Origin of the sequence: Zafaria cholistanensis (genome assembly GCF_008580665.1) — a bacterium.
In the GTDB taxonomy this organism is placed as follows: Bacteria; Actinomycetota; Actinomycetes; order Actinomycetales; family Micrococcaceae; genus Zafaria; species Zafaria cholistanensis.
Window position 1 is genome coordinate 148,871 of sequence record NZ_BKDJ01000007.1, and the last position, 24,428, is coordinate 173,298.

Annotated in this window: 23 protein-coding genes; 12 read left to right on the forward strand and 11 right to left on the reverse strand. The window is 69.9% G+C overall.

The window, feature by feature from the left end; translation table 11 throughout:
* Window positions 1-10 precede the first annotated feature (10 nt).
* The 4 genes from NCCP_RS08435 to NCCP_RS08450 all read left to right on the forward strand — a co-directional run bounded on the left by NCCP_RS08435 (window position 11) and on the right by NCCP_RS08450 (window position 4,018).
* Window positions 11-1,213 carry an acyl-CoA dehydrogenase family protein gene (locus NCCP_RS08435; protein ID WP_149956838.1) on the forward strand — a complete coding sequence of 401 codons (1,203 nt, stop codon included), beginning with the start codon at window positions 11-13 and terminating at the stop codon, window positions 1,211-1,213.
* A 116-nt stretch (window positions 1,214-1,329) separates the two neighbouring features.
* Complete coding sequence (locus NCCP_RS08440; RefSeq protein WP_149956797.1) at window positions 1,330-1,785, forward strand: MaoC family dehydratase; 456 nt, start codon at window positions 1,330-1,332, stop codon at window positions 1,783-1,785.
* A gap of 87 nt (window positions 1,786-1,872) precedes the next feature.
* On the forward strand, window positions 1,873-3,402 hold the full coding sequence (locus NCCP_RS08445; protein WP_149956798.1) for an acyl-CoA synthetase: 1,530 nt from the start codon (window positions 1,873-1,875) through the stop codon (window positions 3,400-3,402).
* A gap of 106 nt (window positions 3,403-3,508) precedes the next feature.
* Window positions 3,509-4,018, forward strand: coding sequence for a DUF2231 domain-containing protein (locus NCCP_RS08450; RefSeq protein WP_149956799.1), 510 nt, complete (start codon window positions 3,509-3,511; stop codon window positions 4,016-4,018).
* Window positions 4,019-4,046: 28 nt separating this feature from the next.
* Here NCCP_RS08450 and NCCP_RS08455 read toward each other — a convergent pair whose 3' ends face one another.
* The 3 genes from NCCP_RS08455 to NCCP_RS08465 form a co-directional block, all read right to left on the reverse strand.
* The gene (locus NCCP_RS08455) at window positions 4,047-4,955 is read right to left on the reverse strand and encodes an SDR family oxidoreductase (protein WP_149956800.1); all 909 of its coding nucleotides are present in this window, start codon (window positions 4,953-4,955) and stop codon (window positions 4,047-4,049) included.
* A 224-nt stretch (window positions 4,956-5,179) separates the two neighbouring features.
* Window positions 5,180-5,926, reverse strand: coding sequence for an IclR family transcriptional regulator (locus NCCP_RS08460; RefSeq protein ID WP_149956801.1), 747 nt, complete (start codon window positions 5,924-5,926; stop codon window positions 5,180-5,182).
* A 2-nt stretch (window positions 5,927-5,928) separates the two neighbouring features.
* Window positions 5,929-6,972: an enoyl-CoA hydratase/isomerase family protein gene (locus NCCP_RS08465; protein WP_149956802.1), complete on the reverse strand. Its 1,044-nt coding sequence runs from the start codon at window positions 6,970-6,972 to the stop codon at window positions 5,929-5,931.
* Window positions 6,973-7,218: 246 nt separating this feature from the next.
* On the opposite strand from NCCP_RS08465, the gene NCCP_RS08470 reads away from it, so the two are divergent.
* From NCCP_RS08470 to NCCP_RS08490, 5 genes are all read left to right on the forward strand, one after another.
* Window positions 7,219-8,427: a thiolase family protein gene (locus tag NCCP_RS08470; protein WP_149956803.1), complete on the forward strand. Its 1,209-nt coding sequence runs from the start codon at window positions 7,219-7,221 to the stop codon at window positions 8,425-8,427.
* A gap of 27 nt (window positions 8,428-8,454) precedes the next feature.
* Complete coding sequence (locus NCCP_RS08475) at window positions 8,455-9,129, forward strand: 3-oxoacid CoA-transferase subunit A (protein ID WP_149956804.1); 675 nt, start codon at window positions 8,455-8,457, stop codon at window positions 9,127-9,129.
* Window positions 9,126-9,797 carry a 3-oxoacid CoA-transferase subunit B gene (locus tag NCCP_RS08480; RefSeq protein ID WP_149956805.1) on the forward strand — a complete coding sequence of 224 codons (672 nt, stop codon included), beginning with the start codon at window positions 9,126-9,128 and terminating at the stop codon, window positions 9,795-9,797. Before NCCP_RS08475 ends, NCCP_RS08480 begins: the two co-directional genes overlap by 4 nt.
* Before the next feature lie 116 nt (window positions 9,798-9,913).
* On the forward strand, window positions 9,914-10,750 hold the full coding sequence (locus NCCP_RS08485) for an IclR family transcriptional regulator domain-containing protein (RefSeq protein ID WP_149956806.1): 837 nt from the start codon (window positions 9,914-9,916) through the stop codon (window positions 10,748-10,750).
* A gap of 229 nt (window positions 10,751-10,979) precedes the next feature.
* Window positions 10,980-13,562 carry a SpoIID/LytB domain-containing protein gene (locus tag NCCP_RS08490; RefSeq protein ID WP_149956807.1) on the forward strand — a complete coding sequence of 861 codons (2,583 nt, stop codon included), beginning with the start codon at window positions 10,980-10,982 and terminating at the stop codon, window positions 13,560-13,562.
* Between the two features lie 37 nt (window positions 13,563-13,599).
* On the opposite strand, the gene NCCP_RS08495 is transcribed toward NCCP_RS08490, so the two are convergent.
* Complete coding sequence (locus tag NCCP_RS08495; protein WP_149956808.1) at window positions 13,600-14,514, reverse strand: LysR family transcriptional regulator; 915 nt, start codon at window positions 14,512-14,514, stop codon at window positions 13,600-13,602.
* A 163-nt stretch (window positions 14,515-14,677) separates the two neighbouring features.
* Between NCCP_RS08495 and NCCP_RS08500 the strand changes: the two genes are divergently transcribed.
* Window positions 14,678-15,982, forward strand: coding sequence for a cation:proton antiporter (locus tag NCCP_RS08500; RefSeq protein ID WP_149956809.1), 1,305 nt, complete (start codon window positions 14,678-14,680; stop codon window positions 15,980-15,982).
* A gap of 64 nt (window positions 15,983-16,046) precedes the next feature.
* Here the strand turns inward: NCCP_RS08500 and NCCP_RS08505 are convergent, their stop codons facing one another.
* The 5 genes from NCCP_RS08505 to NCCP_RS08525 all read right to left on the reverse strand — a co-directional run bounded on the left by NCCP_RS08505 (window position 16,047) and on the right by NCCP_RS08525 (window position 20,567).
* Complete coding sequence (locus tag NCCP_RS08505) at window positions 16,047-16,316, reverse strand: hypothetical protein (RefSeq protein WP_149956810.1); 270 nt, start codon at window positions 16,314-16,316, stop codon at window positions 16,047-16,049.
* Between the two features lie 232 nt (window positions 16,317-16,548).
* The gene (locus NCCP_RS08510; RefSeq protein ID WP_149956811.1) at window positions 16,549-17,550 is read right to left on the reverse strand and encodes an LLM class flavin-dependent oxidoreductase; all 1,002 of its coding nucleotides are present in this window, start codon (window positions 17,548-17,550) and stop codon (window positions 16,549-16,551) included.
* Between the two features lie 216 nt (window positions 17,551-17,766).
* Window positions 17,767-17,970 (reverse strand): cold-shock protein, encoded by a 204-nt coding sequence (locus NCCP_RS08515; protein ID WP_149956812.1) that lies wholly within the window; start codon window positions 17,968-17,970, stop codon window positions 17,767-17,769.
* A 450-nt stretch (window positions 17,971-18,420) separates the two neighbouring features.
* Window positions 18,421-18,807, reverse strand: coding sequence for a nitrite reductase (NAD(P)H) small subunit (locus NCCP_RS08520; protein ID WP_149956813.1), 387 nt, complete (start codon window positions 18,805-18,807; stop codon window positions 18,421-18,423).
* A gap of 218 nt (window positions 18,808-19,025) precedes the next feature.
* On the reverse strand, window positions 19,026-20,567 hold the full coding sequence (locus NCCP_RS08525) for an MFS transporter (protein ID WP_149956814.1): 1,542 nt from the start codon (window positions 20,565-20,567) through the stop codon (window positions 19,026-19,028).
* 181 nt (window positions 20,568-20,748) lie between these two features.
* Here NCCP_RS08525 and NCCP_RS08530 point away from each other — a divergent pair, with 181 nt between their 5' ends.
* Window positions 20,749-21,291, forward strand: a complete 543-nt coding sequence (locus tag NCCP_RS08530) for a TetR/AcrR family transcriptional regulator (RefSeq protein ID WP_149956815.1) — start codon at window positions 20,749-20,751, stop codon at window positions 21,289-21,291.
* Between the two features lie 41 nt (window positions 21,292-21,332).
* On the opposite strand, the gene NCCP_RS08535 is transcribed toward NCCP_RS08530, so the two are convergent.
* Together NCCP_RS08535 and NCCP_RS08540 are read right to left on the reverse strand one after the other, a co-directional pair.
* Complete coding sequence (locus NCCP_RS08535; RefSeq protein ID WP_149956816.1) at window positions 21,333-21,860, reverse strand: DUF1697 domain-containing protein; 528 nt, start codon at window positions 21,858-21,860, stop codon at window positions 21,333-21,335.
* 424 nt (window positions 21,861-22,284) lie between these two features.
* Window positions 22,285-23,025, reverse strand: a complete 741-nt coding sequence (locus NCCP_RS08540) for an NYN domain-containing protein (RefSeq protein ID WP_149956817.1) — start codon at window positions 23,023-23,025, stop codon at window positions 22,285-22,287.
* A 218-nt stretch (window positions 23,026-23,243) separates the two neighbouring features.
* Here NCCP_RS08540 and NCCP_RS08545 point away from each other — a divergent pair, with 218 nt between their 5' ends.
* A complete protein-coding gene (locus NCCP_RS08545; RefSeq protein WP_149956818.1) occupies window positions 23,244-24,344 on the forward strand; it encodes a glutamate--cysteine ligase in 1,101 nt (366 codons plus the stop codon).
* Window positions 24,345-24,428: the final 84 nt, after the last annotated feature.

Consider the following 24,428-nt stretch of genomic DNA (forward strand, 5'->3'; position numbering starts at 1 on the left):
CGACAACGCCATGGAAGGGTTCTACCCCTCGGACGTCTACGGGTTCGCGCAGCTGCTCACCGAGGCCGAACGCTCCGCACTGACCCGGCTGCGGGCCGTTTTGGATACGCACGTGCGCCCCCTCCTGGCCGAGTATTGGGAGCGGGGCGAGTTTCCCGAGCAGATCATCGCCCCGTTCGTGGACCTGGACCTGATGGATCCGGTGGAGGTCCGCGAGGCCGGGCAGGCGCCCAGCGGTCTGTACGGGGGGTTCCGGAACTTCGAGATCGGCCGCGTCGACACCTCCACCGTCACCTGGTACAACGCCCAGGCGGGGCTGTTCCGCACCACCGTGAACCTGGGAGGAAGCGCCGGGCAGGTCGCCGAGCTGGATCCGCGGATCCGTTCCTTCGATGTCACCGGGGTCTTCGCCCTCACCGAACCCGACCACGGCTCGGACATTGCCGGGGGGCTGGCCACCACCGCCACCTTCGAACCGGCCGCGGGCGAGGACGGGCAGGAAGGGGGCCACTGGACCATCGACGGGGCCAAGCGCTGGATCGGCGGGGCCTTCCTGGCCGACGTCCTGGCGGTCTTTGCCCGCGACACCGCCGACAACCAGGTCAAGTGCTTCCTGGTTCCGCGGGAGGCGGCCGGGGTGAAGCTGACCAAAATCGAGCGCAAAACCAGCCTGCGGATCATGCAGAACGCCGACATCGAACTGTCTGGCGTGCGGGTCCCCGAATCGGCGCGGCTGCAGAACATCAACTCGTTCGCCGACGTCGCCGGGTGCCTGCGCAACATGCGCTCGGACGTGGCCTGGATCGCCGCCGGTGGCGCGGCCGGGGCCTATGAGGCGGCGCTCAGGTACGTGCTGGAGCGCCGGCAGTTCGGCAAGCCGCTGGCGGCGTTCCAGCTCATCCAGGAGAAGCTGGCGCACATGCTCTCCAACGTCACCGCGGCCCTGGCCGTGGTGGTGCGCCTGACGCAGCAGCAGGAAGCCGGAATCTACCGGGACGAGAATTCGGCGATGGCCAAGATGTTCACCGCCCGCATGTACCGTGAGACCGCCGCCCTGGCGCGCGAGGTCTGCGGCGGTAACGGCATCCTGCTGGACCACGACGTGGCCCGGTTCCACGCCGACGCCGAGGCCGTCTACTCCTACGAGGGCACCCACGAGATCAACGCGCTGATCGTGGGGCGCTCCATCACCGGGCTCGGAGCCTTCCGCTAGCCCGGCACCCTCCGCCAGCCCGGCACTTCCCGCCAGCTGAGCACCTTCCGCCCGCCCGTGCCTTCCGGCCCGGCCACAACGTCCCACACACCACACCAAGAAAGAGGACCACCCCCATGAGCAACACCGTCGTCACCTTCGAAGAGCTTCCCGGTCTGGCCGGCAAGGACCTCGGCTATACCGACTACCTCGAGATCACGCAGGAACAGATCAACACCTTTGCCGACGCCACGAATGACCACCAGTGGATCCACACCGACCCCGAGCGCGCCAAGGACGGCCCCTTCGGCGCCCCAATCGCCCACGGCTTCCTGAGCCTGTCGCTGATCATCCCGCTGTGGAGCGAACTGTTCGACGTCGAGGGCGTCAAGACCAAGGTCAACTACGGGCTGGACCGCGTCCGCTTCACCAACCCCGTGAAGGTCGGCTCCAAGATCCGGATGCGCTCCACCATCGCCGAGGTCACCGAGGTCAAGGGCGGCGTGCAGATCAAGACCAGCAACACCATCGAGATCGAGGGGGAGGAACGCCCGGCCGTCGTGGCCGAGTTCCTGGCCCGCTTCTACGCCTAGGCACCAGGGTGCGGGGCGCGGGGCCCCGCACCCTTCCCGCAGCCCCACCCCAAACCATTGACGAGCAGCAGGAAAGGCAAGCGAAGAATGCGCAACGCAGGATTGGGATCCTGGATCCACAAGCGCCGCGTCAAGTCGGCGGGCAAGACCGCCGTCATCCACGGCGACTCTGAACTGACCTACGACGTCCTTGCGGAGCGGATTGACCGCTTGTCCAATGCCCTGGCCGAACGCGGCGTCGGCAGGGGCACCCGCGTGGCCTACCTGGGCAATAACCACCCCGCCTACCTGGAGACGCTGTTCGCATGCGGGCTCCTCGGGGCCCTGTTCGTGCCCCTGAACACGCGCCTGGCCCCGCGCGAGATCCAGTACGCGCTCAACGACTCCGGGAGCACCGTGCTGGTGGGTTCCGGGCTGCTGGAGCCGCTCGCCGAGAGCGGCAGCCGCGGCACCGGCGTCGTGCGCCGCCTGGTGGTGCACGACGGCGGCGGGATGGACTCGCCCGCCGAATCCTACGAGGCCGCGCTCGCGTCCGCGCCGGCGGAGCACCGGGACATCGACGTCACGCTCGAGGACCCGGCGATCATCCTGTACACCTCCGGCACCACCGGCAACCCCAAGGGTGCGCTGCTCACCCACGGCAACATGACCTGGAACTCCATCAACGTGCTGGTCGACTACGACATCGCCAGCGACGAGGTGGCGCTGCTGATCGCGCCGATGTTCCACGTAGCGTCCCTGGGCATGGGTGCCCTGCCGACCCTGCTCAAGGGCGGCAAGCTGGTGCTGCAGGACCGCTTCGAACCCTCCGCGGTCCTGGCCGCGATCGAGCACCACCGGGTTACCAGCCTCTCGGGGGTCCCCACCACGTACCAGATGCTCGCGGAGCACCCGTCCTGGATGTCCACCGACATCTCCTCCCTGCGCAAGCTCACCTGCGGCGGCTCCGCCGTTCCCGCTCGCGTCATGGACGCCTACGAGGAGCGCGGGCTGGCCTTCTCCGGCGGCTACGGCATGACCGAAACCGCTCCCGGGGCCACCTCCCTGCAGCAGGACCGCTCCCGCGAGAAGGCCGGGTCCGCCGGCCTGCCGCACTTCTTCACCGACATCCGCATCGTGGATGCGGCGGGCGAGCCGCAGCCGGCGGGTGCGGTGGGGGAAATCCAGATCTCCGGGCCCAACGTGATCCCCGCCTACTGGCAGCGGCCCGAGGCCACGGAGCAGTCCTTCGCCGACGGCTCGTGGTTCCGTTCCGGGGACATGGGGTACGTCGATGACGAGGGGTTCCTCTACATCTCCGACCGGCTCAAGGACATGATCATCTCCGGCGGGGAGAACATCTACCCGGCGGAGGTGGAGCAGGCCATCATGGAGCTCGACTCCGTCTCCGCGGTGGCCGTCATCGGCATCCCCGACGAAAAGTGGGGCGAGGTGCCGCGGGCGATCGTGGTTCCCGCCCAGGGCGGCGGCCTCGACGGGAACATCCTCATCGAACACCTCTCCACGCGGTTGGCCAAGTACAAGATCCCCAAGACCGTGGTCTTCGTCGAGGACCTTCCACGCACCGCCAGCGGCAAGATCCGCAAGGCCGACCTGCGCAAGACGCACGGCGCCTAGGCCGTGCGCCGGCGGCGTTCCCTGCCGGCCGGCGCGCGGTCTTCCAAATGGCCGGCTTTGGGGAGACCATGCGAGGACACCGCTGGAACGACCTGTTGGAGGAGTCATGGAAGAGCTGTCGGCGCACATGCGGTCCAAGCGGCCGCGGACGGTCTTGGCCGGTCCCTACGGACATCCCTTCCATGCCGTGATGGTCACGGTTCCCATCGGTGCCTGGGTCTCGAGCTTCGTCTTCGACGTGGCGGCGCTTCTGTCCGATGATCCCGGCGTTTTTGGCCGCGGAGCCCTCTGGCTGATCGGGATCGGCATCATCGGGGCGCTGGGTGCGGCAGTGCTGGGACTGCACGACCTTTCGCTCCTGCAGCGCGGCACGAAGGCGCGCCGCACGGGGCTGGTCCACATGGCGCTCAACCTCGTCGCCGTCGCCCTGTTTGCCGTGGGATTCTTCGTGCGCCTGGATGCGGTCCGGGACCAGGAGTTCAGCGTCTTCGCGTTCATCCTGAGCATCGTGGCTCTCGGCCTGATCGGCGCTTCCGGGTGGCTGGGCGGCAAACTCGCCTACCACTACGGCGTCCGGGTGGCCGACGAGGAAACGCAGCGCGAAGGGTTCCGCTAGCCGCGGACGGCAGTTGCGGTCCGGGGCTTTACCGGTGCCTCCTGCGCCATCCCCCCGTCACGGCATTGCTGGGGGGATCGGGCGCGAAGAGTGTCCCGTCGTGGGGTTCGACGCGGCCCTTGCGCAGAGCCAGGGCGTTCATGGTGGGGACAATGAAGCGGTCGTACAGTCCGGCCATGTGCGCATGGACGGGGATGAGGCTTCCCTGGACCTTGCCCACCACGGCGACCCGCTGGGGACGTTCCACCAGGCGCACGATCGTCCGTGCGACGCGGACGGGCGAAACCACCGGCGGCAGCGGATGCACCCGCCGGCCGGTGTGGTTCGCGGCGTGCTGGTAGATCGGGGTATCGGCCGTGGCCGGCAGGACCAGGCAAAGGTTGATCTCTTTGGCGTCGGCCAGTTCCTGGCGTACCGCCTCCGCAAAGCCGAGCAGCGCGTGCTTGCTGGCTATGTAGGCGGAGACATACGGGGAGGAGACCTTGGAGTAGACCGATCCGACCAGTACCAGCGTCCCGGCGCCCCGTGCCCTGAAATGGGGCAGGACGGCCCGCACGCCGTAGGTCTGGCCCATCAGGTTGGTCTCGATGATCTGCCGGAACACCTCCGCCGGGGTGTGCTCGAAGGCCCCGTATCCGAAGACGGAGGCGTTCCCCACCCACACGTCGATGCCCCCGAACTCCGCGATGGCGGCCCTGACCAGCGCCTGCACCTGCTCTTCGTCGGTGACGTCGGTGGGGACGGCCAGCGCCTCGGCGCCCAGGCGGCGGCACTCCGCCACCGCCTCGTCCAGGCTCGACGCGCTGCGCGCCGCCAGGACAAGGCGGGCGCCCTGCCGGGCGAATGCGTGGGCCGTTACCCGCCCGATGCCGCTGGAGGCCCCCGTGATGACGACGACGCCGGACGGAGGAGGGCCGGCCTTCCTGAGGTTTCTCATGGCCCTGTGTTCCCGGGACAGGTTGGGGATCCGGCACGGTTGGTCAAGGGGATCGCCTCCGGCGCTGCGATGGATGCCTGTGGGCGTTCAGCATAGGTCCCCGCGCCTCCGAAGCATAGCTTCGGGCCTTTGCCGCTGGCCCTGGGACCCCCGCTTCCGACGCTGATTCCGCGCGCCTCCAGCCGACTGTGCCTCCAGCGGATCCTCCGCCGGCAGGGGCCGGCCTAGTCGGGGGGAATTTCGCCGAGCCCGCGGGAGATGCCGCGTGCCGCGGTGCGCAGGGCCATGACTGCGGGGCGCAGCAGGTTCGATCCGCGCGGGACCACCACGGCCAGGACCGCCAGCGCGTGCCCGCGCCGGTCCAGCACCGGCACCGAGACGCCGGTGGTGTCAGTGTCGATGAATCCCTCCAGGGACGCGTACCCGGTCCGCCGGATGTGCGCCAGCTCGCGGCGCAGGTCCGGGTGGGCCGAACGCATCCTCTCCCCGTGCCGTTCCAGGTACCCCTCCAGGGCCGGGGCGGGGGAAAAGGCCAGCAGGGCCAGTCCCATCGAGGTCAGGTGGACCGGCATGCGCCCGGCCACATACGCCTGGTTGGCCACGGATCCGGGCCGGGACAGTCGCTCAAGCACCAGCACCTCGTCGTCGTGCAGCACGGCCAGTTGGGTGTTCTGCCGCACCACCTGGTTGACGTCCTCCATGAACGGCATCGCCACCCGCCTGAGGTCCAGCGTGGACGAGGCCCGGTTGGCCAGTTCCCACAGCCGCAGGCCCAGCCGGACCTCGCCGCCCTCGCGCGCCAGCAGCCCGTGCCGGAGCAGCTCCTCCACCAGCCGGTAGGCGCTGGCCCGGGGCACGTCGGCGCGCCGGGCCAGCGCGCTGACCGTGAGCGAGGGCGTGCCTGCGTCGAACGCATCCAGGATCCTCACCAGCCGGTCCAGCACGGAGTCGCCGGAGGGGGAATTGGCCACGGCTACCCCACGGAGGCCGCGACCGCGGCAACAGTGGCGGGGTCCAGTTCCGCGAGGGTGGCCGGGGACCAGTGCGGGTCGCGGTCCTTGTCGATCACCTGGGCGCGGATACCCTCGGCCAGGTCCGGGTGCCCCAGCAGGAACTCGGCGATGCGGTGCTCACGCTCGAACGCGGCGCGCAGGTCGTCTTCGGCGCGGGCGGCACGGATGGCGCGCAGCGCGGTTTCGACCGCAAGCGGTGAGTTGGCCCGGATCGCCGCGGCCGCCTCGGCCGCGCCGGGGTAGGGGGAGGCCTCCAGTGCGGCCAGGATCTCCGCGGCCGTTCCGTGGGCGTACGCGGCGTCGATCCAGCCCCGCGCGGCCGCGGCGGGGGCGGACGACGCCGGGGCGGGGGTGCCGTGGAGGATCTCCAGCCCGGTGGCGATCTCTTCCCCGGAAAGCCCGGCGAAGTCCGGCAGCGTGGCCAGGATCTCCTCCAGCGCTTCCGGGGCGGCGCAGAAGTCCGCGAAGCCGGCATGGATGGCATCCCCGGCGCCCATGCTGGCGGCGGTCAGCCCGAAGTGCTCGCCGAGCCTCCCCGGGGCGCGGCCGAGCAGGTGGGTGCCGCCGACGTCGGGGGAGTAGCCGATGCGGGTCTCCGGCATCCCGACCTGCGACCGCGGGGTCACGATGCGCACCGCCGCGTGCCCGGCCAGGCCGACTCCGCCACCCATGCACAGCCCGTCCATGAAGGCCACAACGGGCTTGGGGTAGGTGGCAATGGCCAGGTCCAGGGCGAACTCGTCGGCGAGGAAGTCCAGGAAGTCCTGGGGCCGGCCCGCGGTAATCGACGCGTGGAAGCCGCGGATGTCCCCGCCGGCGCAGAAGCCGCGCTCGCCGGCCCCCCGCAGCACCACGATTTGCACCGTGCGGTCCTCGCGCCACCCGGCCAGGGTGGCGGCGATGGCCTTGACCATGCCGCGGGTGAGCGCGTTGATCTTTTCCGGCCTGTTCAGCGTGATGATGCCGAGCCCGTCCCCGGTCCCGGTGATGACATGCTCGTCCATGCGCGTCCCTGGTGTCCTTCCGTGGTCCTGCCTGCCTGCCTGCCCCGTTCGGCGCGCCGGGCCTTTCGCGCCGGCGTGCTGGCTATGACGCTACCGGATTCGGCCCGATGGGGCCGGGCGGGGCGGCGCTGCCGCAGCGGACCCAGCGGACGGGGGCCTTGCCCGCGGGCCCTCCACTCCTTTAGAGTTCATTAGGCGCACAAGAGTTCACAATGTGAACATCCGATGACGAAGGCAGGAACCCCAATGCAGCAGGCCTATCTGTACGACGCCGTTCGCACCCCCTTCGGGAAGATTGGCGGGGCCCTCGCGGGACACCGCCCGGACGACCTCGCAGCCCTGGTCGTCAAGGCCATGGTCGAGCGGGCCCCGGGCCTGGACCCGGAGGCCATCGACGAGGTCGTCTTCGGCAACGCCAACGGCGCCGGCGAGGAAAACCGCAACGTCGCCCGCATGGCCACGCTGCTGGCCGGCCTGCCGACTTCCATCCCCGGCACCACCGTCAACCGCCTCTGCGGCTCCTCGCTGGACGCCGCGATCGCCGCCTCCCGCCAAATTGAGGTGGGCGAGGCCGACCTCATGCTTGTCGGCGGCGTGGAGTCGATGTCCCGCGCCCCCTGGGTCCTGCCCAAGACCGAGCGCCCTTTCCCGATGAGCAACCTGGAGCTCGCCAACACCACGCTGGGCTGGCGCCTGGTGAACCCCCAGATGCCCGCCGGGTGGACCGTCTCCCTTGGTGAGGCCACCGAGCAGCTGCGCGAAAAGCACAACATTTCCCGCGAGGCCCAGGACCAGTTCTCCGCCCGCTCCCACCAGCTCGCCGCCAAGGCATGGGACGAGGGCAAGTACGGCACCCTGGTCGTCCCCGTGCCCCCGAACACCAAAAAGGGCGTCGAGTTCACCCGCGACGAAACCGTCCGCCCCGACTCCACCGCCGAGACCCTGGCCGGCCTGCGCACCGTCTTCCGCACCGGCGGGAACGCCACCGTCACCGCCGGCAACGCCTCCCCGATGAACGATGGCGCCTCCGCCGCCTGGCTGGGCTCCGAGAAGGCCGCCCGCCTGCTGGGCGTCGAGCCGATCGCGCGGATCGCCGGCCGCGCCACCGCCGCCAACGAGCCCCAGTTCTTTGGCGAGGCTCCCGTGGAGGCCGCCAACCTCGCGCTCAAGCGCGCCGGGATCGGCTGGGAGGACGTTGCCGCCGTCGAACTGAACGAAGCCTTCGCCGCGCAGGCCATCGCCTGCCTGAACCAGTGGGGGATCGAGCAGGACATCGTCAACGCCTGGGGCGGGGCCATCGCGATCGGCCACCCGCTCGGCGCCTCCGGCCTGCGCGTGCTCGGCACGCTGGCCCGCCGGCTCCAGGACTCCGGCGAGCGCTGGGGCGTCGCGGCCCTCTGCATCGGCGTCGGCCAGGGCATCGCCGTCGTGCTCGAGAACACCGACGCCCGCTAAAGACCACCACAGGAAGAAGGAAGACCCATGGCACCACGCTTTGCGGCCTCCGCCGCGGACGCCGTCTCCGGCATCCGCGACGGGGCCACCGTGCTCATCGGCGGCTTCGGCAACGCCGGCCAGCCGATGGAACTGATCGACGCGCTGATGGATTGCGGCGCCACCGACCTGACGGTCGTGAACAACAACGCGGGCCAGGCCGATGCCGGGCTGGCGCTGCTCATCAAGGAACGCCGCGTGAAGAAGATCATCTGTTCCTTCCCGCGCCAGTCCGACTCCTGGCACTTCGATGAGGCCTACCGGGCCGGGGAGATCGAGCTGGAACTGGTCCCGCAGGGCAACCTGGCCGAACGCCTGCGCGCCGCCGGAGCCGGCATCGGGGGGTTCTTCACCCCCACCGGCTACGGCACCCTGCTGGCCGAGGGCAAGGAAACCCGGGTCATCGACGGCAAGGGCTATGTCCTGGAGTCCCCGATCCACGCCGACTTCGCCCTGGTCAAGGCGCTGCGCGCGGACCGCACCGGAAACCTGGTCTACCGCAAGACCGCCCGGAACTTCGGCCCGATCATGGCCGCCGCCGCCAAGCACGCCATCGTGCAGGTCTCCGAAGTCGTGGAAACCGGGGGCATTGACCCGGAGGCCGTGGTGACCCCGGGCATCTACGTGGACACCGTCGTCGAAATCGGAGGAACCAACCGATGAGCACCACCTACACCTCCACCCACACTTCCACCGACGCGCCGCTGGGCAAGGACGAGCTGGCGCAACTGGTCGCCGCGGACATCACCCGGGGCTCCTTCGTGAACCTGGGCATCGGCCAGCCGACGCTGGTCTCCAACTACCTCAGCCCGGACCAGGACGTCACCCTGCACACCGAGAACGGCATGTTGGGCATGGGCCCGCAGGCCACCGGGGAGCAGGTCGACGAGGACCTGATCAACGCCGGCAAGATCCCGGTCACCGAGCTGCCGGGGGCCTCCTACTTCCACCACGCGGACTCCTTCGCGATGATGCGCGGCGGCCACCTGGACGTGTGCGTGCTCGGCGCGTTCCAGGTCTCGCAGTCCGGGGACCTCGCCAACTGGCACACCGGTGCCCCCGGTGCCATCCCGGCCGTGGGCGGGGCGATGGACCTGGCCATCGGAGCCAAGGAGACCTGGGTGATGATGGGCCTGTTCACCAAGCAGGGCGAGTCCAAGCTGGTCGAGGCGCTCACCTACCCGGTCACCGGCCTGGGCTGCGTCTCCCGCGTGTACACCGAGTCCGCGGTGTTCCTGATCCGTCCCGAGGGGGTCACCGTCCGCTCCACGCACGGCATCACCTTCGAAGAGCTTGCCGGACGCCTCCCGGTGGAGCTCACGCGCGCCTAGCCGCCGCCGTGCCCGCCGGATCCGGCGGGCACGGCCGCTAGGATGGTCCGGTTGCCCGGCACCCGTGCCCGGCCCCGTCCCGTCCGGCCCCGCGTGGCCACCCGCGAAAGGAACCCATGGTGTACGACGCCGGAGACCCCGACGGCGCGGAGGAGTCTTCCGCGGGCGGTCCGCCGGGCACGCAGTATGTGCAGTCCCTGGCGCGCGGGCTGGATGTGATCCGCGCGTTCGACGCCGAACACCCCGCCATGACCCTCACCGACGTCGCCCGCCGCACCGGCCTCTCCCGCGCCACGGCCCGCCGTTTCCTGCACACCCTGGCCGACCTCGGCTATGTGCGCTTCGACGGCAAGCTCTTCGAGCTCACCGCCCAGGTGCTGCAGCTGGGCTACTCCTACCTGTCCAGCCATACCCTGCCGCAGTTGATCGAACCGGTCCTGGAGGAACTCTCCGCGGAACTGAACGAGTCCTGTTCGGCCTCCATCCTGGACGGTGCCGACGTCGTCTACATCGCCCGCGTCCACACCCGCCGCATCATGCGCGTGGGGATCGCCGTGGGCACCCGCTTTCCGGCCTACGCCACCTCGATGGGGCGGGTGCTGCTGGCCCATCTGGACCCGCAGGAGCTGGACAGGGCACTGGCCGCGCGCCCCCTGGTACCGCTGACCCCCAACACCATCGTCTCGGAGGAATCCCTCCGCAGGGAGCTGGCCGCCGTGCGCGAGCGCGGCTGGTGCTTCGTGGACCAGGAACTGGAAACCGGGCTGCGCTCGATCGCCGTTCCGGTCTTCGGCGCGGACGGAACCGTGCAGGCCGCACTGAACGCCTCCACCAGCACCCCCGCTCCCTCCCCGGGCACGCCGGAGGAGCCGCTGGCCACGGCCCTGGAGATGCTGCCCAAGCTCAGCGCCGCCGCGGACCGGATCTCCGCCGCCCTGCGCGCCCGCCGCTGAGCAGCCGCTGAGCAGGCGTCCTCCCTGCCCCGCAGGTTTCACAGGAACGGCCGCTTACGGCCGGCGGCCGGCAACCGAGAGGGCAGGGCGGTGCCGGACCCAATGGAGATGGACCCAATGGAGGTGGACGCAACGCCGGGCGGCTCCGTTGGCGCCGTCCCCGGTCCCTTCCGGGATAGGCTCGGCCCACCGTCAGATCCCGGGACAGCCCGGCGAAAGGTACTTCCGCATGCGTATTTCCGTCCGTACGGCCGTCGCGGCACTGGCTGCCGCGCTCCTTCTGCCTGCCCTGGCCGTTGCCGCCCCCGTGGCCTCCGCCCCGGTGGCGGCGGCCTCCACCGCCGGAGACAACACGGCCTACCTGGCGGCGGCGGAGAAGACGCTTGGCGGGGCGGACGCCCCGGCCAGCACGACGGCGGACGGCGTTTCCTGGCGCTCCTACCGCCACGGCCTGGTCTTCTGGTCGAACACCCGCAAGGCCCTCACCGTCAAGACGAAGATCGCCCGGGCCTGGGCGGACACCGGATGGGAAAACGGGCCCCTGGGCTATCCGGCGGGGGAGGAGTACAGGAGCGGCAGCGACCTGCGGCAGAAATTCGACGGCGGCATTATCGGCGTGCGTTCCGACGGCACCGCCTACCGCCTCGACCACGACGCGGTGCCCGCTTCCTTCACCGTCGCCGGAGCAGGATGGGGCCACGGCGTGGGCCTGAGCCAGTACGGGGCCCGGGCCATGGCGGTCAACGGGTACACGGCCCGGGGGATCATTGAGCACTACTACACCGGAGCGGAAGTCTCCGCCTGGTCCGCCTACGCCGCCAGCGACATCCGCGTCCAGCTGCTCCAGTCCGCCACCGCCTCGGCCACCGTCTCCGGGGGATCGCTCCGCCTGAGCGACGGCGCCCGGACCGTGACCGCCTCCGCCGGGGCCAAGGTCTCCTTCTCCGTCTCCGGGGGCAAGGCCCGGTATACGGTCACGAAGGTCACCTCAGCCACGGGAGGGCTCCAGGACGAGGTCAAGGACGGAACACTGACCGCCACCGCCGCCGGCGCGGTCGGCCTCACCTGGCAGGGGACCCGCGCCTGGGCCTCCACGGCCAAGGCGGTCGTCTCGGTGCCCAAGGCCAGCGGGGGCACCGGCACCGTCGGCTACCGCCACGGCCGGCTCGAGGCCAAGGTGGTCGGCGGCATGGTCAACCTGGTCAACATCCTGCGCCTGAATGACGAATACCTCTATGGCCTGGCCGAGGTGCCCTCCTCCTGGCCGCTGGAGACCCGCAAGGTCCAGGCGATCGCCGGGCGCACCTACGCGCTGCGCAAGATGGGAACCGTGCGCTCCTCCTGCGACTGCAACGTGGTGGACGAGGTCGGGGACCAAAAATTCACCGGCTGGAACAAGGAATCCGAGGGAACCAACGCCTACTACGGCAACCGCTGGAAGGAGGCGGTGGACGCCACCGTGACCCGCAACGCCGCCGGCACCCCCACGAAGGCCCAGGTTGTCACCTACAAGGGAGCGCTGGCCCAGACCTACTACTCCTCCTCCAACGGCGGCCACTCGCGTTCCTCCGCCGACGTGTGGGGAGGATCCGTGCCCTACCTGGTTGGCAAGGCCGACAAGTGGTCCCTGCACGCGGACGCGGGCAACCCGAACGCCTCCTGGAGCACCTCCATCACTCAGGCCCAGGCCGCCAAAGTGTTCGGCCTCGACGACGTCGCCAGGATTACCTACGCCCAAAACCCCGACACCACCATCAAGACGGCGACGGCCACTTCCTCGAACGGGACCACCTCGACTGTCAGCGGCACCGCGTTCCGCTTCACGGCGGTCTGGGCGGGAGGGAATTACCCCAAGTCTCCGTGGATCAAGAAGGTCACGGCCAGCAGCGCCCCCGCGGTAAGCCAAGGCATCTCGGCCCGCTCCCACTGCTCCGTCACTGTCGCGGCGGGCCGGAGCATCCAGGATGCGGTCAACAGGCAGCCGCAGGGAGCGGTGGTCTGCCTGGGCAGCGGCCGCTTCAACACCGGCAACGTGGTGCTCAAGGCCCGGCAGACCCTGGTCGGCGCCGGTTCCTCCGCCACGCACCTGGACGGCAGCGTGTCCGTGACGACCACCAAGTCCGGCAGGCTGTACAGGATCAAGAGCACGTGGGTGCCGACCTCCGACTCCGGCTCCGCGGCCTGCAAGTCCGGCTACAAGTGCAACACCGCGCAGATGCTCTTCCGCAACGGGGCCCACCTGGTGCCGGTCTCCTCCAAATCGAAGGTCCAGTCCGGCACGTACTGGGTGGACCACAAGTACCGCACTGTCTGGACGGGGCAGGCTTCCAGTTCCAAGGTCTCCTACGCCCTCGGGGCCCGCAGCTACGCCGTCAAGGCCGGCACATGGTCCCGGGTGGGCCGGCTGAACGTGGTGGCCTACGCGAACGGCACGGACACCGGGGCGCTCATCCTCTCCGGAGCCCACAGCCAGGTCTTCAGCGCCCGCGTGGCGGTCAACCACGGGGCCGGCATCCGCATCACCGGTGCCTCCGCCTCGGTCACCGGCACCACCGTCAAGCTCAACGGCCAGGCCGGCATCGCGGTGGCCCGGACCCGGGACGTGGTGGTCTCCACGTCCATCCTGACCTCCAACGGTTGGGCCGGATACGCCCCCGGCCGCTACACCGGAGGCCTCGCGGCCTACCGGGCCACGGTCACGCTGAGCGGCTCCACGCTCAGCCACAACACCGGCGCGGGCAGCAGCGGGATCCGCTCCACCGGGTCCTCGACGGTTACGAAGTCCTCCGTCACCACCCGGGGCAACAAGTAGTCGCACCCTCCATGGCGGGCACGGCGGCCACGCCGGGCTAGCGCGTCCGGCCGCCCTCCAGGATCCCGGCGAGGCGTTCAAGCAGCAGGTCCACCTGCGGGTTCGGCGCACCCTCGGGCCGCAGGGCAAGGATCCCGCGCACCGGGCGGATTTCGGGCACGTTCACGATGACGGCCTCCGGAGGCGGCTGCCGCAGGGCCAGGTCGGGGATCAGTGCCGCGCCCAGCCCGGCCCGGACCAGCCCCAGCGAGGCGTTGAAGTCGTCGCAGTAGGCGGCCACGTGCGGATGCATCCCGCAGGAGGCGAAGAGGCGGGCAATTACGGTGGCGTCCGGCGAGCCGGGGTGGTGCATGATCCAGGGCATGCCGGCCAGTTGTTCGGCGCTGACTTCCGAGCCGTCGGCCAGGCCCCAGGTCCGCGGCAGGACCACCCGGAACGGGTCCTCCCCCAGCCAGCGGCGCTCCAGGTGCCCGGGCCAGGCCAGGCCCGCGGCGCCGACCTGGAACACGACCGCCAGGTCCAGTTCGCCCCCGGCCCGCAGCCCCGGCACCGTTTGGGAAGGTTCGCCCACGCTCAGCCGCAGGGACAGGCCCAACTGGTCCCATCCGGGGGAGGCGAACAGCCGGGGCAGGGCGAAGGCCGCCAGGGAAGGGAAGACCCCCAGCCTGACCTCGTGCACCGGGCGGCCGGCGGGGCCGGCGGCGGTCGCGGCGAGCAGGGCGTCGAGGTCGGTCAGGACCCGGCGCGCATGGCGGACCATGGTGGTGGCGGCTTCGGTGGGGACGATGCTGCGCGCGGAGCGGGTGAACAGCACGGCCCCGGTGTCCCGTTCCAGTGCGGCCATCTGCTGGGACACCGCGGAGGCGGTGTAGCCCAACCGCGCTGCGGCCGCGGCGAAGGAACCCTGCCGCATAACCTCCAACAGCGTGCGCAGGTGCACGGGGTTGACCATCGCCGCTCCTGTCCGGTGCCCTCCGCGGCGTGATGCCGCCGGGCCAGCTTAGCCTCCCCGGCCGGCCGGGTCCCCGGCCCCGCAGGGTTCCGCGCCGCCCCTGTTACGGAGGCGGCGTCCATGGTTGGCTTAGCGGGAGCATGCCGACTCCCGAAGGACCACCGTGTTCGAAGTCCCCAGCATAGTTTTCGCCGCAGCCGGCGCGGCCGTCTTCGCGGCGGCAGTGCTGCCCCGCCTGCTGAGCCGTGCGCCGGTGTCGATGCCCATGGTCTTCCTGGGCGCCGGGGCGCTGGTCTTCGCCCTCCTGGGGAACCTCCCCGATCCGAACCCCGTCCGGTACGGGGAATTTACGACGCACCTTACCGAGGTGTGCGTCATCATCTCGCTCATGGGCGCAGGGCTTGCCCTGGACCGGCCCCTCGGGTGGCGGGGCTGGGCGACGACGTGGCGGATGCTCGCCGTGGCCATGCCGCTGTGCATCGCCATGCTGGCGCTGCTGGGATTGTGGGTGCTGGGCCTGGGCGTGGCCGCGGCCCTGCTGGTCGGGGCGGCCCTGGCCCCCACAGACCCCGTGCTGGCGTCCGAGGTGCAGGTGGGGGAGCCTGCGGACGAGGAAGAGGGAACGGACCGGGAGGACGAGATCCGGTTTGGCCTCACTTCCGAGGCCGGCCTGAACGACGGATTCGCCTTTCCGTTCGTCTACCTTGCCATCTCCATCAGCCTGGTCGGGGTCTCCCCGGCGGCCTGGTTCCCTGAATGGTTCGCCGTGGATGTCCTCTGGAGGATCGGCGCCGGCGTGCTCACCGGGCTGGGCACCGGCCGGCTGCTGGCCGTGGTGTTCTTCTCCCGCCGCCTCAAGGGGATCCGGCTGGCCGAGCACTCTGAGGGTTTCGTGGCCCTCGCCGCGACGTTCCTGGCCTACGGGGTCACGGAAATGATCGAGGGCTACGGCTTCGTGGCGGTGTTCGTCTGCGCGCTGGCCATCCGCGCGGCGGAACGCACCCACGGCTACCACCGGGTTCTGCACAGCTACGTCGAGCAGCTGGAGCGGCTGATGACCGTCGTCATCCTGGTGCTGCTGGGCGGGGCCATCTCCCGCGGCCTGCTGCAGGGCATCGGGTGGGGCGAGGTGGCGGTCGCACTGGCCTTTCTCCTGGTGGTCCGGCCCCTCGCCGGCTGGATCGCCCTGGCACGCGGCAGGACCGGGCCCCGGGAGCGGGTCGCCATCGCCTTCTTCGGTATCCGCGGCATCGGCTCGCTCTACTACCTCGCCTACGCGTTGGGGAAAGGCTCCTTTGGGGAGCAGACCGACGAACTGTGGGCCCTGGTGGGCCTGGTCGTGGCCATGTCCATCGTGCTGCACGGGGCCACCACCGGACCGGTCATGGACCACCTGGACACGCAGCGGCGCCGGATCGCGGAAAAGAGGTTTGGCGACGGGGACCAGGCGCCCAAGACCCCGGTTTAGGGCGGCCAGGCCAAGTGCCTGTCGGGGCCGGGGACAGCCCCGGCCCCGACAGGCACGGGGCCGGCTACTCGCCGATTTCCTCGGGGCTCATGGGAGGCTCGTCGTCGGTAGCGTCCCAGGGCTCGGGAACCTCTTCGTCGTCCAGTTCCTCGGGGGTTGAGAGGTCGTCGTCGAGGAGGTACTTGTGCTTGTGCAGCGGATCGATCTCATCCATCGTCTCCGGCGAGTCCGAGGATCCAACCGGCGGAAGCCCGTCCCGGCCGTCGTCGGGTTCCCCATCCAGGTCGTCGGCCGGCTCCTCGTCGAAGACGGTCTCGTCGTAGTAGTCGCTCATCCAGACTCCTCCTTGATGTGCCGGCGGTGCCGCCGGGGATGGTCACGGGCACGGGGCAGCGCCCAACCCCGGGCGGGCCAGGGACGCCGCTTCCGTGGTTGCCACCCCTAGCCTATGGCCGCCCGGGCATCGGCGAAAGGACCCCTTTCCGGCGGCGGTGCCGCGGAAAGGGATCCTTCGGGTGGGATCCGCCTCGGGTACGCGGGTGTGGAGGCCCGCGGGGTTCGCCCGCCTACCGGACGGCGCCTGCGAGGCCCAGGGCGTGCGCGGTCAGTTCGATCGAGTGCAGCCGCTCCTGGGCCTCGGGGAGGGCATGCATGGTGATCAGTTCGTCGGCGCCGGCGTGTGCAACGAACCCCTCGAGGTAATCGCGCACTGCGTCGGGCGAGCCGACTGCCGTGTAGGTGAGCATGCGCAGCACCTGCTCGGCGGAGCCCGAATCGATGATGGCATCGACCTCGTCGTCGGTGAACTCGCGGGTCTGCCCGCGCAGCACGAACCGGCGCACCCGCTCGCGGCGCACGCGCTCCATGCCGGAATGGGCCTCCGCATTGCTGTCTGCCGCCACCACGCCGACACCGGCCAATACGTAGGGTTCGGCCAACTGCTCCGAGGGGCGGAATTCCCTGCGGTAGAGGGCGACCGCCTGCTGCAGCGCCTCCGGGGCGAAGTGGGAAGCGAACGCATAGGGCAGGCCCAACTGGGCGGCCAGGCGTGCCCCGAACAGGCTTGAGCCGAGCATGTACAGGGGAACGCCGGTGCCCTTGCCCGGGTAGGCGTCCACGCCGGGGATGCGGCTCTCCCCGGCGAGGAAGGCCTGCAGCTCCAGCACGTCGTGCGGGAACGCATCCGCTGCCGCCGGGTCGCGGCGCAGCGCCCGGAACGTGGCCATGTCGCTGCCCGGGGCCCGTCCCAGCCCAAGGTCGATGCGGCCCGGGAAGAGGGTCTCCAAGGTGCCGAACTGTTCGGCGATCACCAGCGGGGAGTGGTTGGGCAGCATGATGCCTCCGGCCCCCAACCGGATGGTGGAGGTGTGGTTGGCCACGTGGGCGATCAGCACCGCGGTGGCGCTGGAGGCGATGCCGGGCATGTTGTGGTGTTCGGCGTACCAGACGCGGCGGTACCCGGCAGCCTCGGCGGCCTGTGCCAGGGCGACGCTTTCGGAAAAGGTTTGGGCGGCGCTGCCGCCGTAGGGGATCGGGGCAAGGTCGAGTATCGACAAAGGAAGGCTCACACCCCTCCCAACCCGGACGCCGGACGGATCATTCCCCGGCCCGTTCCCCGGCGGTGCCGCAACGGGCCCCGGAAACCCGGGCAACGGGTCCCCGGGAGGGTGCGCATGGAAGGCTCCACGCTCCCTTGCACGCAAAAAACCCCTGCACGCAAAAGAACGGCGGCAACACCCGTGGGTGTTGCCGCCGTTCTTTAGGAACTGGTGGTTCCGCGCTGGTTACAGCGGGCGGATGTCCGTGGCCTGCAGGCCCTTCTGGCCCTGGGAGACCTCGAACTCGACGCGCTGGCCCTCTTCGAGAGCGCGGAAGCCCTTGGACTGGATCGCGGAGTAGTGCGCGAAAACGTCATCGGAGTTGTCGTCCGGAGCAATGAAGCCGAAGCCCTTTTCGGCGTTGAACCACTTAACGGTACCGGTTGCCATGATGTGTGTCCTTTCGAGACTGTCCTGGATGGACGTAGGGGAGTGGCCGCCGGAATGGGCAACCACATGCAGCTACGTGATTCACCGCTGGTCAAAAAGGAACACGCCCCGGGAGCCCGGGACTTGGTACCGAATTACTGCGAGAAAACAACGACTACAGCCACTAACACTACGGCACTCCGGGACCGGTTACTACCCCACCGGCGGTGAAAGTTCGGAAGTTTGCCTAACTGTGTCCGGAACTTCACCTTGCATGCCGGGTGGGGGCGGCCCGCAGGACGGCCCACGGGCCCGGGTTGATGCGGCGCGGGCGGGCACCGCGCAGGAGCGGATGTACCTGATGCAGGGCCTCCGTTCGGTCACCCGCATCGTCTCGGTGCCTTAAGCATCGGACGGATGTGACCTTGCTCCCGCCCCGCGGGCAGCCGGTGTGGGGAGCCTGGGGAGTATTCACTCTTGGGGAAGCTGCAGCGTCGCGGCCCCCACCAGGACCCGCCCTGCCTCAACCCGGACGGGGTGGACAGGCAGGCGCGGGCGGTCCGGGGCCAGGCACTCCCCGGTGTCCAGCCGGTACCCCTCCTTGCGCCCGGCGCCGGTGAGGGTATGTACCAGCCCCTCGGAGGTCAGCCGGGTGCCCATGATGCCCGCCGCCATCACCGGCGCTCCGGTCGAGGGACAAGCGGGCGAGGTTGCGTGGACCGTCCCGTCGGGGAAGCGGAAGATGGCGACCTGCCGGCCGTCCAGCCAAAGGCTCTGGCCCCAGCCGATGGGCAGGTCGTCAATCCAACAGGCGGGCAGCCAGTCGGCCGCGACGCCGGAAGTCATTCCAAGGGCCACGTCCGTGTCCTTTCCGTAGGCCTGCGCGGAGCCGAAGGCCGGCTCCGCTGCGGCGCATGGCGGCGCCGCGGGTGGCCCCAGCCTAGGCGGCCGGCGTTACGGCAACCCCAAGCACAGGTTTCCGGCCCGTAAAACCATGGCGTTGCAGGGTTTCCGGGCGGAAGGAGGCGTGGTGGGCGCCGAAAATGGCGCCCCGTACCGCTGTCCTGCCCGTACCGCTAGGGGCCCGGATGCCTCCGCAGCGTGCGGAAGGCCACGATGGCGGCCGCCAGGGTGAGGGCCACCGCCACCGCGGACGTGATGGCCACGCCCGAATCGAAGGAGTGGGCAGCGGAAGCGAGCAAAGCCCGGGCGGCGCCGGCCTGGTCCGGGGGCAACTGCGCGGCGACCTCCACGGCTCCGCCGAGGGTTTGCCGCGCCGCCTCGGCCTGCCCGGGGTCCAGTCCGGCGGGAAGGTGCAGCCCCCGGGCGTAGGAGGCGTTGAGGATGCTGCCCAGAACGGCCGTTCCCAGGACGGCCCCGACCTCGTAGGCCGTCTCCGATACGGCTGCGGCGGCACCTGCCTTGGCCGCAGGGGCGGCGGCAAGGGCGAGGTCGTTGGAGACGGTCTCGGCGAGGCCGACGCCGGCCCCCAGTACGGCGAACGCCGCCATGATGGCCGCCAGTGATCCCTCGCGGCCCCAAACCAGCACCACGGTGTAGGCCGTGGCGCTCAAGGCGAGTCCCGCCAGTACCACCGCGGCGGGACCGAAGCGGCGCACCGCCGGAACGGAGGCGAAGCCGCCCAGGACCGTCAGGGCCAGCCCCGGGAGCATCAGCGCGCCCGCCTCGACCGGGGACTTGCCGGCGACCAGTTGCAGGTGCTGGGACAGGAAGTAGATGAAGCCCACCAGGGCGAAGACGCCGAAGAGGTTCACCAGCAGGGCCCCGCTGAACACTGGGTTCCGGAGCAGGCGCATGTCCAGCATTGGGTGGTCCCGGCGCAGTTGGCGGCGTACGAAGAGTGCGCCCAGCCCCAGCCCCAGCGCCAGCGAGGCCGCCCCGGCGAGCCGCCCGTCCGCCGTCGTCATGGCCTTGATGCCATAGACCAGCGGCAGCAGGGTGCCGATGGACAGCAGGATGCTGCCCGGGTCCACCGGACCCGGGTGCGGGTCGCGCGACTCGGGGACGAAGGCCGGACCGAGCACCAGCAGGGGGATGAGTACCGGCACGGCCAGCAGGAACACCGCGCCCCACCAGAAGTGTTCAAGGAGGACCCCGCCGACGATCGGCCCCAGGGCGGCGCCGCCGGAGAAAGCTGCCGCCCAGATTGCTATTGCGGTGCGCCGCTCGGCGGTGTCGGTGAAGATGTTGCGGATCAGCGACAGCGTGGCCGGCATGAGCATCGACCCGAAGACGCCCAGCAGGGCCCGCGCCCCGATCAGGGCGGCGGCGGAGGGGGCGAAGGCGGCGGCTGCGGAGATGGCGGCGAAGCCGGTGGCGCCGATGAGGAGGAGCCGCCGGCGGCCGATCCGGTCGCCCAGGCTGCCCATGGGGACCAGCAGGCCGGCCAGTACCAGGGGATAGATGTCGATGATCCAGAGCAACTGTGTCCCGGTGGGTCCCAGCGCGGCCGAGAGGGCCGGGACAGCAAAGCTGAGCACGGTGTTGTCCACCGAGACGAGCAGGACCGGCAGGAGCAGGACGGCAAGGGCCGCCCAGCGGCGGGCGGCGGGCTGGGTGTGGGTCTGCAGTGGCGGCTGGACAAGCGGGGCAGGCATGGTCTGGTCCTGGGGTGGGTGGGGTTGGGGTGGGTTCAGTTCGGGGCTTCCCCATAAATGTACCGTCTGGACTGTTTAGTTATCAATGCGGTGGCAGGGCCCGGTTGCCCGTGCCGGGACAGGACTAGTTGCCCGTACCAGGACAGGGCCATGCGTGGAGCGGGACGATAAAGTCTTAGTCATGTCCCGCCCTCCGCACGCCAAAGAGAAGATCCTTGCCGCCTACTGCGCGCTGCTTTGCGAGGACGGGGAGCGGGCCGCGACGATGGACGCGACCGCCGCGCGGGCCGGCGTGTCCAAGGGCGGGCTGTTGTACCACTTCAAGAGCAAGGAGGCACTCGCCGAGGCCGTGATCGTCCGGTTCGGCGAGGTGGCCGCCCGGGACGTTGCGGAGATGGCCGCGGCGCCGGAGGGTCCCTCCCGGTACTACGTCCAAACCTCCTGCCAGACGGACACGGAGCTGGACGACTACTTCCGGGCGGTGCTGCGTCTGGCCCAAGGGAACAACCCGGCAGCCGTGCAGGCACTGGAGTCGCTGCACCGGACATGGCTGGACCTGATCCGGACGGAGGTGGCGAACCCCCATGCGGCGGAGGCGATCATGCTCATTGGGGAGGGGCTGTATTACCAGACCACGCTGCCGGGATCATGGTCCAGGGGCACGTTCGAGGAGTCACTGCCCCAACTGCTGCTTCAGGTGGACCGCCTGAAAGCCGCGAACTAGCCGGGGGGCTGAACAGGGCACGGCCTGGTGCGGCCGGCGCGCTATGCCAGCGCGGCGGCGACCTTCTCCAGCGTATTCAGGTTGCGTGTGGTTGTCAGGGGCTTGTACTTCGCCTGGGCGAGCCGCTTGGCCAGGTTGGTGTCCAGCGAACTGCCCTTCGGGACCTCCCAATACAGCACGTCCCCGGCGGCCTGCCAGCGCTCGGTGGGTGAAGGCTCCAAGGCGCCCACCAAGTCCGTCACGGTTTCCGCTTCCGTGGCGAGGACCGCGTACGCGTGCAGGCCGGGGGAACTTCCGAACGGGTAGCGGGCGACGATTGCGTGCACCTGCGGGGCCGTCTTTACGATCACCCACGCCTCGTAGCCGAACCGCTCCCGCAGGGCGGACTCGACCCGCTCCTTCACGCTCCCAGCCCCGGTGTCCGCCTCCAGCACCACGTTTCCCGAAGCCAGCAGCGTCCGCACTCCCGCAAAGCCGGCGGCGGCGAGCGCCTGCTGCAGGTCTTTCATGGCGATCCGCACCCCGCCGACGTTGATCCCGCGCAGAAACACCGCGAACAGTTCACCCATGTCCACCATTCTGCCGCCCTTGCCGCCCTCCGGCGTCGCGGTCCGGAAATAACGCGCTTCCGTGTCCGGTCAGTCCGGGACAGGGCCAGTTCCCTGGGCAGGATCAAGTTCCCTGGACAGCGTCGGCCGGGCGCGCCCAGGCCAAAGTAGACCGGACCGATGTGCATCCGTTCCTCGAAGGGCATGCGGTGTACCCCGGCAGCCGCCGCAATACACCCTCCGGATGCGGGTTCGCTCTGCCCGGCCGGTCCAACAGGATCGACCAGGCGCATTAAGGGTTGGGGTTTCCGCGGCTACGGCTACGGCTACGGCGCCGGGTCCGCCGGCCACGCAGGCAGTACGGCACGGCGGCTGCGGGCCCACGTATGCCGCCTTGCCTGCCCGCGTCGGCGTGCCATGACATGAGCCACTGAGGGATGGTTCCCTACCCGGATACGCCCCGTGTTTGGGTGCGCTTGTCCCGAACAAGGAATTTTAACTGTTCCCGCCTGAGGTCGAAAAGCCCTGTTGCCTCGATCAGGTCGCTCAGCTTCCGATAGCCGTAGTTGCGCGGATCCAGCGACGCCTGGTTGTTTATCTGCTGCCCGACCCCCGCGAGGTGCGCCCAGCCGTCATCTCCGCTGGCAGCGTCGACAGCATTGCGCAGCAGGAGCACCAAGCGGGTATCGCCACTCAATTTCTTGGAACCGCGATCTTTTTCCAGCGGGTTGCCAGGGCTTGCGGAGGACTGCCCCAGTCCCTCGACATAAGTGAACAGCGAACAGGCATTGACGAACGGCTCGGGAGTTTTTCTCTCGCCAAAGCCGTAGACCTTCAAGCCATTCGCCAGTATTCGCATGACCAGTGGCGTGAAGTCAGCATCGCTCGAAACAAGAGCGAACGCATCCACCGACCCCGCACTCAACAGATCCATGGCGTCAATCACCATGGCCATGTCGGCGGCATTTTTGCCGGTGCTGTAGGCAAATTGCTGCATGGGGCGTATTGCATGCGGATGGAGAGCAGCTTCCCATTGCTGCAGGCGGGGGCTTTTCCAATCGCCGTAGGCCCGCCGTACGTTGGCGACACCATGGCGGGCCACTTCGGCGAGGACAACATCAATCTTGGACGCCGGCGCGTTGTCGGCATCGATAAGTAAGGCAATCCGCTTCTCGTCAGGATTCACCTGTTGAGCATGCAGGCACCCATCTCCTCCGTCAATTTGCCCGGAGGGCGTAGTGGGGACTTGCGGCCCTGGGCGTCAGGGCGCTGAAAACCGTGGACGGTTGGAACTCAAGCAAGACGCCGGTGCAGCGCTTTTAGGTCCTGGCGGGTGCGGACGGGTTGCGGGGGTCGGGTGCTACGCTTCCCCGGTCATCGTGAGGCGGGGCGGAAGGGGCGTGCATGAGGAGCTACGGCGTGGAAGAGGAGTTCCTGCTGGTCGATTCCGTCACCCTTGAACCGGCACCGGTGGGGGAAGCGGCCGTGAACGCGGGCAGGCGGACCACCGACGCCGGCCACGAGGCCACCCTGGAACTGCAGCAGGAGCAGATGGAGGTCGTGTGCCCCCCGCGCACGACGCTGGCCGGCCAGCTCGAAGCCATCCAGGAGGGCAGGGCCCTGGCCCGCGAGGTGGCGGCCCGGGCCGGTGCCGCGGCGGTGGCCCTTCCCGTCTTCCCGTGCCCGGCCATGCCGCAGACGGTGCCCGCCACCCGCCCCCTGCTTATCCGCGAGCGTTTCGGGGTGACCGCCAGGGAACAGGTGACCTGCGGTTTCCATGTGCATGTGGCGATCGGGTCGCGGGAAGAAGGCGTCGCGGTCCTTGACCGGATCCGTATCTGGCTGCCTGTCCTGCTCGCGCTGAGCAGCAACTCCCCCTACTGGAACGGCACCGGAACAGGCTACGAGAGCTACCGGTACCAGCTCTGGAGCCGGTGGCCCACCACCGGTCCCAGCGAGGTCTTTGGCTCGGTGGCGGCGTACGACGAGCACTGCCGCCAGTTGGTGGCCTCCGCGGTGCCGGTGGATGAGCGCATGCTATACTTGGATGCCCGGCTGAGCAGCCACGTGCCCACCGTCGAGGTCCGCGTTGCCGACGTCTGCCTCGATGCCAGGCACGCCGCTGTCCTCGCGACCCTCGTGAGGGCCCTGGTCGAAACCGCCGCCCGTGACTGGCGCGGTGGCACCGCACCCGCTGCCGTCGGCGCCAACGTGCTGCGGGCCTGGACCTGGGGCGCCAGCCGCTCCGGCGTCGACGGGCACCTCGTGGATCCGTTGCGCGGCGTGCCCGCGCCTGCCGGGGACGTGGTCGCCCGGTTCCTGGACGTCCTCCGGCCCGTGCTGGGGGAGTACGGCGAGGAACGGCCCGTGGAGGCAGTGGTTGGGGATATCCTGCGCACCGGGACCGGTGCCCGTTTGCAGCACGAGGCCTACCGGCAGGACGGCCCCGTGCATGTCCTTCGCGCCGCCGTGGACGCCACGCACCGCCAGTACCCCGCCCCCTAGCTGTCCTTCCCCTGTGGGGGCGGCTCGAACGGAGTGAGCGTATGTTTACGCCTGGCTGCTCACGTCCAGGGTTTCCGGCACCCC